The organism is uncultured Ferrimonas sp. (genome assembly GCF_947489035.1).
Taxonomy (GTDB): domain Bacteria; phylum Pseudomonadota; class Gammaproteobacteria; order Enterobacterales; family Shewanellaceae; genus Ferrimonas.
In genome coordinates this window covers 1-12,700 of the sequence record NZ_CANLCI010000035.1, presented here as the reverse complement: position 1 = coordinate 12,700, position 12,700 = coordinate 1, and the positions used below count along the sequence as shown (strand labels likewise).

The following is a 12,700-nucleotide window of genomic DNA, read 5'->3' as shown; positions in this document are numbered from 1 at the left end:
GATAATGAGCACAACTCTGGTTTACATCGCCTATTTAGTGGCGGCGGTGCTGTTTATTCTCGGCATCAAAAATCTGACCAAACCGCGCACCGCGGTTAAAGGCAACCAACTGTCCTCCATCGGTATGCTGGTGGCCGTGGTGGTTACCCTGCTGGACCAACAGATCCTCAGCTACAGCTGGATCATTGTGGGCATGATCATCGGTGGCGGCATCGGCGCTTACTTAGCCCGCAAGGTGCAGATGACCTCGATGCCCGAAATGGTGGCGACGTTAAACGGCTTTGGTGGTGGCGCCTCTTTGTTTGTGGCGCTGGCCAACGTGGCGGATCCGTCCATGGACAGCAACACCGTTGCGCAGCTGTCGATCGCCATCACCGTACTGATTGGTGCGGTTACCCTATCGGGTTCTTTTGTTGCCTTTGGCAAACTCAAAGAGCTGAAAATTTTCAATGACGGCACCATCAAGATCCCCGGCGGCACCCTAGGCAATGGCGCGCTGCTGGCGGTTGGCCTGTTGCTGGTTATGCTGCACACCAACAGCCCAAGCGGCTTGCTGATTGTGTTGTTGATGCTGGTGGCCTTGGTGCTGGGCTTGGCCTTGGTCACCCCAATCGGCGGCGCCGACATGCCGGTGGTTATCGCCCTGCTGAACTCTTACTCTGGTATTGCGGCGGCCACCGCAGGTTTCATCAGCGGCAACACCGTCTTGATTGTTGCGGGTTCACTGGTTGGCGCATCGGGGCTGATCCTGACCCAGATCATGTGTAAAGCGATGAACCGCTCGCTCACCAATGTGTTGTTTGGGGTGATGGCGGAAGGCGGCGAGAAGATCGACGCCGACGAAGTGTACGCCGGTAAAGTGCGCTCCTCTTCGCCGGATGAAGTGGCGATGATGCTGGAAACCGCCGAGCGCGTTGTGATTGTTCCTGGTTACGGCTTAGCCATGGCGCAGGCTCAGCACGCGGTACGTGAACTGGCCAGCGTAATGGAAGCCCGTGGTACCGACGTGAAGTACGCCATTCACCCTGTTGCTGGGCGGATGCCGGGCCACATGAACGTGTTGCTGGCGGAAGCCGAAGTGCCGTACGAGCAGCTGGTTGAGATGGACGAGATCAACCCGCAGTTTGAGCAAACCGATGTGGCGATTGTGATTGGTGCCAACGACGTTACCAACCCAATGGCGCGGGAAGACAAAGGCAGCCCAATCTACGGCATGCCCATTCTGAACGTGGATAAGGCGCGCAACGTCATTATCGTTAAGCGTTCCCTCAGCCCAGGTTTTGCTGGCTTGCCAAACCCACTGTTCGCCAAAGACAACGCGCTGATGCTGTTTGGCGATGGCAAAAAAGCCATTGTGGAACTGACCGCCAGCTTGAAAGAGGCGGACGCTTAAACGCGATTGCCCGTCTTAAGCTGCCAGTAACAACAAGCCCCGCATCGATGATGCGGGGCTTTTTTATGGCGATCTTATCGCACCATTGTTCGATTACGCCTGCGGCTAATCAAACCTACGGGTGCTTTATGGCGACAACTCGATAGGCTCAGCTTTGTCGATCACGGTAGCCGCTCTTAGGCGGAACGTGACGATGCTGCGGTGGCGACACCCACGGTTGCTGCTGCACCGCCTCTCTTGTTCGATTACGCCTGTGGCTAATCAAACCTACTTGTCTACTTCTGCCTGCATCTACCTATCTTGTAGGTCACGTTAGCCGCTCTTGGGCGTAACGTGACCATGCCGAGATGGCGACACCCACGGTTGCTGCTGCACCGCCAGCCTTGTTCGATTACGCCTGCGGCGAATCAAACCTACAAGCGCTTACCGTTACGGTTTGCTCGTCAACCTGTCGCCAACGCGGATCACGCCGGTTTGCAAGACGATGGCGTTGCCGCCGAAGAAGGCGCCCTTTTTCTCCAGCGGGTTGATGCTCATCAAGGCGGGCAACGGCTGCTGCGGATGCTGACGCTCGCCGCTGAGCTGATCAATGCGGGTCACGGGGCAGCGTTCGCAGGGTTTGCGAATGCCTAAGATCACCGCCTCACCGTGCAGATCTTGCTGCGCCAATTCGGCGTTGGCACCGCCAAGATCATCCATCACCACGTTGGCACGAAAACGGCTCATCGGCACGGTGTGCTCACCCGCTTGCGCCAGGGTGTCGTTCAGCAGCGCCAAGGTTTGCTGGTTGGCCACCAACACCGGATAGCCATCGGCAAAGTGGGTGTGGCTGCGTTCTTGCTCGCCTAAGTACTTCGCCGATACCGGCCGTGCCGAGGTCGCCGCAAAACGCACCAAGTGCAGCGGTCGGCGGCTTTGCAGCGCTTGGGTTAACCACCCCCCTGCCGCGTCAATGCAGTCGGCTTCAACGCGGTCATCCCACACCCGTACCGCGGTTGACCGCGCGGCGGTTGACTCCGCCAGCGCCACTCGCAGTGGTTGCGCTTGGCTGGGGTGGCTTAAGATCAGCGCATCCGACGTCAAAGCGGTGTGTACTGTGGCCATCTGTGGCAGTTGCCGCTGGGTCACAAAGCGGCCGCGATCGTCCACCACCATCCAGTGTCGATCCCAGCGCAAGCCGGTCGCATCCAGCTGCGCTTCAGCCACCGAGATCCCCGCTAGCCCTTTCACTGGGTAGATCCACAATTCGGTTATTTGGCTCATACGGATCCCTTAACGTTGATGAATGGCATGACCAAAGGTCAAATAGAGGCTGGTTTGGTGGCGATCGTTATAGCCCAGCCCAAACGACAAATTACCCAAATCGGTTTCAGCGCCAACAAACACGCTGCCCGCGTAGATCAGATCGTCGCGGTCGATGTCGTCGCGGTTCAGCCACACGTTGCCCGCCTCCAACGACATGCCCACTTTCAGCGGCCATTCGCCGGTGATCGTCTGCTTGCCTAAATCAAAGTAGTAACCCGCTGCGGTCAGCACCTTGTGGTTGCCATAAAGCGCATCGCGATAGAAACCCGACAGATCTAAGAAGCCGCCAGCGGTAGTGAAGTGGGTGATTGAGGTGATGTCCTTGCTGGCCAGCACCAGATCGGCTTTGGCGAAGATCCCGTGGGGACCAAATTGATTGGCCCCTAACCAGCCGCCGCGATAGACCCAAAAATTAGCGCTGCCGTCTTCGCTGTCGCTGCCTTGATCGTCACTGCTGCCGTGGATCTGCAACGCTTGCAGCTGCCACGCGCTGCCAGAACTTGGAAACAGGGCGGTATCCAGTTGATCGTAACCAAACAGGATCTCCACCCCACGACGCCAGTAGCGCTGACGCTGATCAAAGGGTTCGCTGCCCAATTCGGGCTTAAAGGCACCGTCTTCGTAGTTGTACGCCAACTGCAGCTGGGCGGCATTGCCAAGGTTAACCCCAACCCCAAGCCGCAGCGCCAGCTTCTCTTGCTCAAGCTGCGCCAAGCGTTCGGCGCCATCACTGGAGAACGCATCCCACTCGCGCTGCTGAAACTCAATGCTGGCAATGGCAAAGCTGTAGCGCAGATCGTCCAACGGCTGGTAATACTCCGACACCAGACGGCGGTTGCTGCCGAGGTTCAAAGTGTTGCGCCACTGGCCATCCAACGGCCCCACGTTATTCGAGGTCAGCGCCAAACCGATTTCCCAGTTGATGGAATCATCGAAGTTATCTTCTAAGCGCAGCCCCAAATCGAACATGTTCGGGCCCCAATCTTTGCCCTTGGTGGTCAGCGTCAGCACCTGCCCCTGTTCGCCCTGTTGCAGCGCCGCGTCCACCCGCGCAAAGTCGTTAATGGCGTACACCCGCGCCACGGCCGCATCCACCGCATCGCTGCTGGGTTGGCTGCCCACGGGCAGCTCTAGCGCCTCAAGGATCACTTCATCTTTAACCCAAGATTGGTTATCCAGCTTCACTGCGGTCAGCACTTGGTTCTGCACCAGCAGCTGTTGGTGCGCCTGCTGCCGCTGCGCCAACAGTTGCTGATAAGCACTTGCCGACAAGGCATAACGGGCCAGTTGCTGCACTTGCGCCGCCATCGCCGTTTCCCCGCGGGGGATCATCTGCCCCATCAACTCGAAATCGGTGGTGCCCACGCCCTCAATGTTGGGCACCACCAACACGTCCTGTGGCTGCATCAGCGCCACCTGTTGATCCCGCGATAAAATCGTCAGGTAGCTGGAGAGCTGATCCAGCACATCAAACAGCGAATTAAGCTGATCTTCCGCTTTCAGCGGCGAGCCAATATCCACCGCGATCACCACATCGGCGCCCATGTCGCGCACCACCTGCACCGGCATGTTATTGGCAAGGCCGCCGTCCACCAGCAAACGGCCATTGCGCTCAACCGGCGCCAAGGCACCGGGCACCGCCATGCTGGCCTGCATCGCGCTAACAAAGTCGCCCGAGTCGATGATCACTTCCGAACGATCGCTCAGATCGGTGGCGATGGTACGCAGTGGGATCGGCAGCTGATCGAAGTGATCGACGCTGGGCACAGCACCGATTGAACGGCGCAGTAACGACGCCATCCGCTGCCCCTCTAATGCGCCTTTGGCGAACTTGAGCTTGCTCTGCTCAAAGCCGATTTTAAGCTCGACTGGATATTGGTCGCGGTGCAGTTTTTCACGCAGGCTTAAATCTTGGCGGGGAATGGTGTCGGAAAAACCTTGGCTGAAATCCAGCGTGATCAGCCGCTGCTCAATCTCGTCAACGGAATAGCCCAACGAGTACAACGTTGCCACGTAGGCCCCCATCGAGGTGCCTGCGATGTAATCCACCGGGATCTGATGCTGTTCCAGCACCCGCAACACCCCCACGTGTGCGGCGCCCTTAGCGCCGCCACCCGACAGCGCCACCCCAACCTTTAATCGCGGCTGTGCCTGCGCGCCACTAAAAAGCGCCGACAGCAACAGCGTCAGCGCTCCGAACATCCAACCTTTCAACATAGCGGTCCCACTTGATTCCCCACAAAAAAACGGCCAAGCGCTGGCCGTTTTCTATCACTACCTGACTGCTACGTTTGGTGCAACAATCGGCGCAAATCTTGTTCCGATAAACAGTCACCCTGCAACCACGCCGATTCTAACATCTGTTGCAGCGACGCCAATTTACGTTTTTGGCCATCAAGGGTGTCGAGCAGGTTATCCAGCTGCTCCTGTTTTTCTGCCAGTGCGCTCAGTAAGCGCTGGTGATCCACCCCAGGTTCGTTATCCAGCAGCGCTGGGATCTCATCCAAGCTGAAGCCAACCCCTTGGGCAAAGCGGATCAGCTGCAACCGCAGCAGCGCCGCGCCGTCGTAGCGGCGATAGCCGTTGCTGTCGCGCGTTACCGCCTCAAATAACCCCTTCGATTCGTAATAGCGCAAGGTGGATGGGGTGATCCCACTGCGCTGTGCTAATTCACCGATCTGCATTGTTACCCTCCGTGGTAAAACTTGACCTTCAAGCCCACTTTAACGTTATCGTGGCCGCCAACGACTTACCACTGGCATCACCATCGAAATCGGAATTTGATTATGTCGCTATTTACTTCGTTCACCCTGCCGGGCGGGCAAACCCTCACTAACCGCATCGCCAAAGCCGCCATGGAAGAGAACCTCGCCAATGGCCACAACTTGCCGGATCAGCCGTTGTATAACCTCTACCAACGCTGGGGCCACGGCGGCAGCGGCCTGATCATCACTGGTAATGTGATGATAGACCCTTCTGCCATGACTGGCCCCGGCGGGGTGGTGTTAACCGCCGCGTCAACGCTGGCGCCCTTCCAGCAATGGGCAACCCACGCCAAGGCCAACGGCAGCAAAGTATGGATGCAGTTAAACCACCCCGGCCGACAGGTTTACGCCAACATGGGCACCGACGTCGTGGCGCCATCGGCGGTGCCGCTGGATCTGGGCAAACATTCAAAACGCTTTGGACAGCCCCGAGCGTTGACCCATGCCGAGATTGAGCAAGTGATCGAGCGCTTTGTGAACAGCGCCAAACAGGCCCGTGCCGCCGGATTTGATGGCGTGCAGATCCACGCCGCCCATGGCTATCTGCTGTCGCAATTTCTGTCACCACGGGTGAACCAGCGCGACGACCAATGGGGCGGCAGCTTAGCCAACCGAGCCCGGCTGTTATTGCACGTGGTTAAGGCGGTGCGTGCAGCCGTGCCAGCGCCGTTTGCGCTGTCGGTTAAGCTCAATTCGGCGGATTTCCAGCGCGGCGGCTTTGATGTCGACGACGCCAAGCAGCTGCTGCAATGGCTCAACCCTTTGGGGCTGGATCTGATTGAGCTCTCTGGCGGCAGTTACGAAGCCCCAGCGATGCAGGGCCAAAGTGGCGATGAACGCACGTTGGCGCGGGAAGCCTATTTCTTAGAATTTGCCCAAACCCTGCTGCCGCTGGCGCAGGTGCCATTGATGGTAACGGGCGGCATTCGCCGAGCGGCCGTCGCGCAGCAAGTGCTGGACAACGGCATGGCGCTGGTGGGCATGGCCAGCGCGCTGGCGCAGCAGCCGCAACTGCCCAACTTATGGCAGCAACAGCAGCAACTGGAGATCGCCGTGCCGCAAGCCCGCTGGAAAGACAACACCCTGCGCGGCTTAGGCAACATGGCCATCATCAAGCGCCAACTCAGTCGCCACAGCCAACATAAAGGGGCGCTGAAGCAGCCCTCGGCGTTGTGGTCGTTGCTGTTAGCGCAGTGGCGTCAAAGCCAGTTGACCAAGCGTTACCGCCGCCATCAGCCTAAGGCCAAGTAAGCGCGCGGTAAGCACCGTGATCAGGAGGCAAGGCACAGACAGCAGCCCTTCAAACGGACTCAGCCACACAGCCCGAGTCACGTTCATCCCCAGCAAACGCAGCAGCCCGACACCAAATGATGTCGGGCTGCTTAGGTGAAAGGCTGAGCATGTGGCTTTAGCTCATCGCTTTGAGGTACTTAATCGGCGCAATCTTCATCAGGTGACGCAGATACGCCCACGGCCACGACGGCACAAAGGCGCTGGCTTTCTCTGCTTCGATGGCGCGGATCATGGTGGCCACCCCCACATCGGTATCCACCATAAACGGCACCTTCTCAACCTTCTCGTTGATCTCGCTGCGGATAAAGCCCGGATGGATGCAGCTGGCCTTGATGTTGGTGCCCAGCAGATCAACGCGGATCCCTTCGGTTAGGTTCGCCAACGCCGCTTTACTGGCGGCGTACACCGTTAACGCACGGCGAAAACCGCGCACCGAACTCATCGACGAGATGTTCACCAGGTGGCCATCGTTCTTGGCTCGAAAGATCTCCAGCGCCGCTTCGCACTGAGCGATCGCCGAGACAAAGTTGGTGATCGCCGTTTGCTTGTTGGCCTTGAAGTAACCGGTGCCCAGCGACGCCCCCTTGCCCATGCCGGCATTCACGATCACCCGATCGATGCCGCCATCCAGTTCGTCGTTAAATTGGTTAAACACCGCAAACACTTGATCGTGATCGTTCACATCCAGTGATTTGATCAACACCGTGATCTGCGGATGCTGTTGTTCCAACTGGGCTTTCAGCGCTTCTAAGCGTTCAACCCGCCGCGCACACAATGCCAAGTTGCGTCCTTTGGCGGCAAACTGCTTGGCCATCTCCATGCCCAGCCCCGACGACGCGCCGGTAATTAAGATGTTCTTTCTTTCCATGAGAGTCACCGATAAGTCACTAATTGGTTGTCTTTATCGAACAGGGCGTGATCGTTCAAACTGGACAATCGTAAGCCATCCTTGCTCGCCAAAATCTTACTGACACCGGCGTTAACCAGATGCCAGTTAAGCTGCAGCGCGCGGTCGTTATCCACCCCCAGCAGCTGTTGTGCCACGGCGCTGATGGCGCCACCGGAGCTGACCACCCACAGCTTTTGTTTGTCGTTGGCGATGTGTTGGGCGCGGCTGAGCGCGGCACTGACGCGCGCACAAAACGCACTCCAGCTTTCCGTATAATCGCCATCGTACTGCCCCGACTGCCAGCGCTGGAACGCTTGGTAGCTGGTGTCCAACATAAACCGCTTGGGGTTGTCTTGCTGTGCCAGCAGCGCCTTAAAGGCGGCGCGATCGGCAAATTCTGGGCAGTGCACTTGCAGCACCTGTTCGTGATCAAACTCGTTCCAGCCGGAATCCGTTTCCACTTCCAGCGGCAGCCCTGCGGCCGCTAACGCTAACTTGGCGGTGTCTTGCTGCCGCGCCATGGTGCCCGCAAATACGCGCACGGGCGCTAAGCCGCGATCGCGCAAATCCAACCCCAACAGCTCCGCTTGCTGGCGCCCAATGGGCGACAAACAATCGTAATTTTCCGCCCCAAACGACGCTTGGCCGTGGCGGATCAACGCGATTACGCTCATGCGGCCGCCTTACGGCCACTGGCCTTAATCAAACGCTGACAACGCCATAAGAGGTAGTTGGTGAACAGCCACAGGTTCTTAAAGGCGGGATTGCGGGTTTGCTTGTGGTGATAGCGGTGGTACAGCTGCTGCACAATGCCCGCTAAGCGGAACAGGCCGTACACTTCGTAGAAGGTAAAGTCGTCGCACTCGATCCCCGCTTGCTTACAGTAGTAATCGATCACCTGTTGGCGGGTCATCATTCCCGGCGCATTGGTGGGCTGGCGACGATTGGCGCGGATCACCGGATCGTCATCGGCCTGCACCCAATAGGCTAAGGAGTTGCCCAGATCCATCAGCGGATCGCCAATGGTGGCCAGTTCCCAATCCAATACCGCCAGCACCTTGTCGGGCTGATTGGGATCAAGCACCAAGTTATCTAAGCGAAAATCGTTGTGGATCAACGCCTGCCGTTCGGTTTTTGGCAGGTTGGCTTGCAGCCAGTGCATCACCGTTTTGCCGCTGCCGACGTTCCAAGTTTTGGCGTTGCGATAGCGTTTATTCCAACCCAAGATCTGCCGTTCGATGTAGCCTTCGCCCTTGCCGATGGCCGCTAAGCCCGTGGCGTGAATGTCCACCTGATGCAGCTGCACCAAGGTATCAATCGCACTTTGGCACAGCGCCCGAGTTTGGCCGCTGCTGAGCGCCAACGATTTGGGCAGATTGCGACGGGGGATAAACCCTTCAACCTTGTCCATCAAGTAGAAGTCGCTGTCCATCACCGCCGTGTCTTGGCCTAAGCCCAACATGGTTGGCACCAATGGAAAATGCGGCTGCAGCGCCTGTTGAATGTTGTGTTCGCGCGCCATGTCGTGGGCGCCCTTGGCCTTTTTGCCCGCCGGAGCGCGGCGCAGGATCACCTCTTGCTCGGCAAAGGCCAAGCAATAGGTCCAGTTCGACGCGCCGCCGCTGTATTGGGTGATCCGCGGCGTGCCCGTTAGCTGCGGGCAGTGCTGCGCCAACCACGGCAGCAGCGTCTCTAACGGCAGTGCTTCACCGGGGCGAACGCTGCCGCCGGGGTTAAGATCATTCATGCGGCTTCCTGCTGTTTGGGGCGTTTCTCGCCAAAGCGTCTCATCTTCTTAATCATCATCTTGATGTATTTTTGCTTGCTGAGCAGCCGCTTTAGCATCACCACCTGACGGGTGGATTTGTGGGTGACGATCTGGAACTGGCCTTTGGCCATGCCCGCCAAGATTTTCTTGGCGATGTCGTCGGCACTGACGCCGGATTTATTCAACAGCTTGCTGACAAAGGCTTTCATCTCTTCATCGCCGCTGCGAACGCTCTTATCTAAGTTGGTTTTAAAGAACTCCGGACACGCCACCGACACTTGAATGCCGCGAGGCGCCAATTCAATCGCCATGGTTTCCGCAAACGACACCACCGCCGCTTTACCGGCACAGTAACTGCCCATGCGTGGCATCGCTACCAAGCCCGCAGCCGAGGCGGTGCAGAGGATCTGGCCACCGGATTGCAGCATTGGCAGCAACACCTTACAGGTGCGGACCACCCCTAATACGTTGATCTGCGTTACCCAGTCCCAATCTGCCATCGATTCGTCTTCTATCGAACCGCCGGTGGCAACCCCGGCATTGGCCACCACCACATCCACGCCACCAAAGCGCTGCTTCACCTCTTCCGCCAGCCCCGCCATCGATTCATCGTTGGTCACATCGCACTGGTAATAGAAGGCTTCGCCGCCCGCGGCGTTGATCTGCTTAACCGCTTCGCTGCCATCTTGCCGATCCGCGACCGCAATTTTACCGCCTTGCTTGGCGTAGTTCAGTGCCAACGCTAAGCCTAAACCCGACGCGGCGCCGGTGATCACAATCCGTTTGCTCATGTTCGTTGATTCCTTTGTCTGCTCGCGCCTCTGCCGTACTTAGCCAGCGGGGCGATAACGGCGCCGTCGTGCGCCAATTCAGGCACCGTCCACAACGGCTGCCCAGAAGTAACCACTACTTGTATTTACGCAGTTCAAGGCGCGAGATCATGCCTTTGTGCACCTCATCTGGGCCATCGGCCAAGCGTAAGCTGCGGGCTTGGGCGTAAAAGCGCATCAAGCCGAAATCCGATCCGATCCCTGCGCCGCCGTGCAGCTGCATCACCATATCCACCACATCTTGCAGCACATTAGGGGCCGCCACCTTGATGGCGCTGATCTCGGTCATGGCGTGCTTAACGCCTACGTTATCAATCTTCCACGCCGCGAAATAAGTCAGCAGGCGAGCTTGGTCGATGGCCAAGCGGGCATCAGCAATGCGTTCGCGGTTGCCGCCTAATTCGATCAGCGGTTTGCCAAAGGCAACGCGGGATTGTGCCCGCTTAATGCCCATCTCCAACACGCGCTCGGCGGCGCCAATGCAGCGCATGCAGTGGTGGATGCGGCCAGGGCCCAAGCGTCCTTGGGCGATGGCAAACCCGTCGCCCAAGTTTTGGATCAGGTTGGCTTTCGGCACCCGCACATTGGTGAACGACACTTCGCCGTGGCCGTATGGGGCATCGCAATCCCCCGCCGCTTTCAGCATGCGTTCAATCTGCACGCCGTCGCGATCCAGCTCCACCAACACCATCGAGTGCTGTTGATGTTTGGGGTTTTCTGGGTTCGACAGCCCCATAAACACCCCAACCTTACAATCTGGGTGACCGACGCCAGAGCTCCACCATTTGCGGCCGTTGAGGATCAGCTCGTCACCATCTTCCACAATGCTGGCTTCCATGTTGGTGGCATCGGATGACGCCACCCCAGGCTCGGTCATAAAGAACACCGAGCGGATCTCGCCCGCCAGCAGCGGCGTTAGCCATTGTTGCTGCTGTTGCTGATTGCCAAAGTGATACAGCACTTCCATGTTGCCGGTGTCTGGGGCGTTGCAGTTAAACACCTCGGGGTAGAACAGCGAGCGCCCGGTCAGCTCCGCCAGCGGCGCGTATTCCAGTACCGATAACCCCGCGCCCAGTTCTGCGTCGGGCAGAAACAGATTCCACAGCCCCGCCGCCTTGGCCTTGGCTTTTAAGTCATTCAACCCCGCGGGCACCTGCCATTGGGTCCAGTCGTCGTGGCCGTTCACTTCGTCGTTGTGTTGGTAATACTGCTGCTCAACCGGATCCAGATGATCGGCAATAAACTGCTTCATCTTGGCTTGCAGTTCGAGGCTTTTGGCGCTGTGGGAGAAGTCCATATCATGATCACCTTGTTAACACTTTACAGACAAAACTAAGACAATTACCTTTGTGAATGAAACGAAAAGAATTCAAACAACAAAATGAGTGCAATTCACCATGGATCGGTTACCAGAACAGCTCGATTTCAACCTCTTGAAAGTGTTTGAAGCAATCTACACCGAGCAGAGCATCAGCCGCGCTGCCGAAGTGCTGCACGTCACCCCGTCGGCCGTCAGCCACGCCTTAAAGCGGTTGCGAGAACGGATGGGCGAACCGCTGTTTGAACGCCGTGGCCAGCAGATGGTGCCCACCTCCAGCTGCCAGCGCATGGCACCGCAGTTGCTCGCCACCTTGGCGCAGCTGCGGCAGCTGCTGCAAAGCTGGGGCAAGTTTGAACCGGCCAGCGCCGAACAGCACTTTCAGTTGGGGATCTCAGAAGCCTTGGAATCGCTGATGCTGCCGCAGATCTGCGCGGTGATGCAGCAACACGCGCCCTATTCGCGCCTCACCAGCCGCCGTTTCAGTCGCGAACAGATGGAGCGACTGTTGGCCCATCGGCAGTTGGATCTGATCATCGACATCCAATCGGTGCCGCCCAGTGGCATCGCTCACCAGCCGCTGGTGGACGATCAATTAGTGGTTGCCAGCAACAACGAGCGCCGCGATCTGACCCTAAAGCAATACCAAGCGGCCAAGCACATTGAGGTATCCAGCCGCCCATCGGGACGGGTGCTTGAAGAGTACGCGCTGGATAAGCGTGGCCTCAGCCGTAAGGTGGCGGTGCGCTGCCAAAGCTACCAAACCGGGTTGGCACTGGCGGCCCAGTCCGATCTGTTGGTGACGTTGCCCAGCAGCGTGGCGCTGGTGCAAGAGTGCAACGACGTGCAGATCTGGCCGTTGCCATTTAACGCCGGTCACATTGGGATCCACCTGTATTGGCACCAAAGCCGCGCAACGGATCCGGCACTGCAGTGGCTGATAGAGCAGTTAAATGACGTGTTTGCGGTCGAAACCAAAGCCGAAACGAAGGCCGATAACCGCGACGGCTAACTCAGCGCCCTTGCCCAACCGCCGCCCATAAAAGAGGCTGTGTACCAATTAGCTGTTGAACTTATTGTGCATGACCCGCTGCGGCATAAAGATCATTGCCGGAACCGCCCGGCGGCGGGCAAGGGAC

At 58.1% G+C, this 12,700-nt stretch carries 11 protein-coding genes; 3 read left to right on the top strand and 8 right to left on the bottom strand.

What is annotated here, in order from left to right:
• Positions 1-4: 4 nt before the first annotated feature.
• Complete coding sequence (locus tag Q0796_RS16610) at positions 5-1,393, top strand: NAD(P)(+) transhydrogenase (Re/Si-specific) subunit beta (RefSeq protein WP_298445194.1); 1,389 nt, start codon at positions 5-7, stop codon at positions 1,391-1,393.
• A 429-nt stretch (positions 1,394-1,822) separates the two neighbouring features.
• Here the strand turns inward: Q0796_RS16610 and Q0796_RS16605 are convergent, their stop codons facing one another.
• From Q0796_RS16605 to Q0796_RS16595, 3 genes are all read right to left on the bottom strand, one after another.
• Entirely contained in the window at positions 1,823-2,656 is an 834-nt protein-coding gene (locus Q0796_RS16605; RefSeq protein ID WP_298445192.1) for an MOSC N-terminal beta barrel domain-containing protein, read from the bottom strand.
• A gap of 9 nt (positions 2,657-2,665) precedes the next feature.
• On the bottom strand, positions 2,666-4,900 hold the full coding sequence (locus Q0796_RS16600) for a patatin-like phospholipase family protein (protein ID WP_298445189.1): 2,235 nt from the start codon (positions 4,898-4,900) through the stop codon (positions 2,666-2,668).
• A gap of 83 nt (positions 4,901-4,983) precedes the next feature.
• Positions 4,984-5,382 (bottom strand): MerR family transcriptional regulator, encoded by a 399-nt coding sequence (locus tag Q0796_RS16595; RefSeq protein WP_298445187.1) that lies wholly within the window; start codon positions 5,380-5,382, stop codon positions 4,984-4,986.
• Between the two features lie 102 nt (positions 5,383-5,484).
• On the opposite strand from Q0796_RS16595, the gene Q0796_RS16590 reads away from it, so the two are divergent.
• On the top strand, positions 5,485-6,714 hold the full coding sequence (locus Q0796_RS16590) for an NADH:flavin oxidoreductase/NADH oxidase family protein (protein WP_298445185.1): 1,230 nt from the start codon (positions 5,485-5,487) through the stop codon (positions 6,712-6,714).
• A gap of 157 nt (positions 6,715-6,871) precedes the next feature.
• On the opposite strand, the gene Q0796_RS16585 is transcribed toward Q0796_RS16590, so the two are convergent.
• The 5 genes from Q0796_RS16585 to Q0796_RS16565 form a co-directional block, all read right to left on the bottom strand.
• Complete coding sequence (locus Q0796_RS16585) at positions 6,872-7,624, bottom strand: SDR family oxidoreductase (protein ID WP_298445183.1); 753 nt, start codon at positions 7,622-7,624, stop codon at positions 6,872-6,874.
• 5 nt (positions 7,625-7,629) lie between these two features.
• Positions 7,630-8,319, bottom strand: a complete 690-nt coding sequence (locus Q0796_RS16580) for a histidine phosphatase family protein (protein WP_298445180.1) — start codon at positions 8,317-8,319, stop codon at positions 7,630-7,632.
• Positions 8,316-9,392, bottom strand: a complete 1,077-nt coding sequence (locus Q0796_RS16575; protein ID WP_298445178.1) for a phosphotransferase family protein — start codon at positions 9,390-9,392, stop codon at positions 8,316-8,318. The genes Q0796_RS16580 and Q0796_RS16575 overlap by 4 nt, the downstream gene beginning before the upstream one ends.
• Entirely contained in the window at positions 9,389-10,204 is an 816-nt protein-coding gene (locus Q0796_RS16570) for an SDR family oxidoreductase (protein WP_298445176.1), read from the bottom strand. The genes Q0796_RS16575 and Q0796_RS16570 overlap by 4 nt, the downstream gene beginning before the upstream one ends.
• 115 nt (positions 10,205-10,319) lie before the next feature.
• A complete protein-coding gene (locus tag Q0796_RS16565; protein ID WP_298445173.1) occupies positions 10,320-11,540 on the bottom strand; it encodes an acyl-CoA dehydrogenase family protein in 1,221 nt (406 codons plus the stop codon).
• A 100-nt stretch (positions 11,541-11,640) separates the two neighbouring features.
• Here Q0796_RS16565 and Q0796_RS16560 point away from each other — a divergent pair, with 100 nt between their 5' ends.
• A complete protein-coding gene (locus Q0796_RS16560) occupies positions 11,641-12,573 on the top strand; it encodes a LysR family transcriptional regulator (RefSeq protein ID WP_298445171.1) in 933 nt (310 codons plus the stop codon).
• The last annotated feature ends 127 nt before the right edge of the window (positions 12,574-12,700 follow it).

What these genes read in the sequence shown, in the direction of transcription:
- Q0796_RS16565 (WP_298445173.1), bottom strand. Translation starts at nt 11,540, where the DNA reads ATGGACTTCTCCCACAGCGCCAAAAGCCTCGAACTGCAAGCCAAGATG.
- Q0796_RS16570 (WP_298445176.1), bottom strand. Translation starts at nt 10,204, where the DNA reads ATGAGCAAACGGATTGTGATCACCGGCGCCGCGTCGGGTTTAGGCTTA.
- Q0796_RS16600 (WP_298445189.1), bottom strand. Translation starts at nt 4,900, where the DNA reads ATGTTCGGAGCGCTGACGCTGTTGCTGTCGGCGCTTTTTAGTGGCGCG.
- Q0796_RS16585 (WP_298445183.1), bottom strand. Translation starts at nt 7,624, where the DNA reads ATGGAAAGAAAGAACATCTTAATTACCGGCGCGTCGTCGGGGCTGGGC.
- Q0796_RS16560 (WP_298445171.1), top strand. Translation starts at nt 11,641, where the DNA reads ATGGATCGGTTACCAGAACAGCTCGATTTCAACCTCTTGAAAGTGTTT.
- Q0796_RS16575 (WP_298445178.1), bottom strand. Translation starts at nt 9,392, where the DNA reads ATGAATGATCTTAACCCCGGCGGCAGCGTTCGCCCCGGTGAAGCACTG.
- Q0796_RS16610 (WP_298445194.1), top strand. Translation starts at nt 5, where the DNA reads ATGAGCACAACTCTGGTTTACATCGCCTATTTAGTGGCGGCGGTGCTG.
- Q0796_RS16580 (WP_298445180.1), bottom strand. Translation starts at nt 8,319, where the DNA reads ATGAGCGTAATCGCGTTGATCCGCCACGGCCAAGCGTCGTTTGGGGCG.
- Q0796_RS16605 (WP_298445192.1), bottom strand. Translation starts at nt 2,656, where the DNA reads ATGAGCCAAATAACCGAATTGTGGATCTACCCAGTGAAAGGGCTAGCG.
- Q0796_RS16590 (WP_298445185.1), top strand. Translation starts at nt 5,485, where the DNA reads ATGTCGCTATTTACTTCGTTCACCCTGCCGGGCGGGCAAACCCTCACT.
- Q0796_RS16595 (WP_298445187.1), bottom strand. Translation starts at nt 5,382, where the DNA reads ATGCAGATCGGTGAATTAGCACAGCGCAGTGGGATCACCCCATCCACC.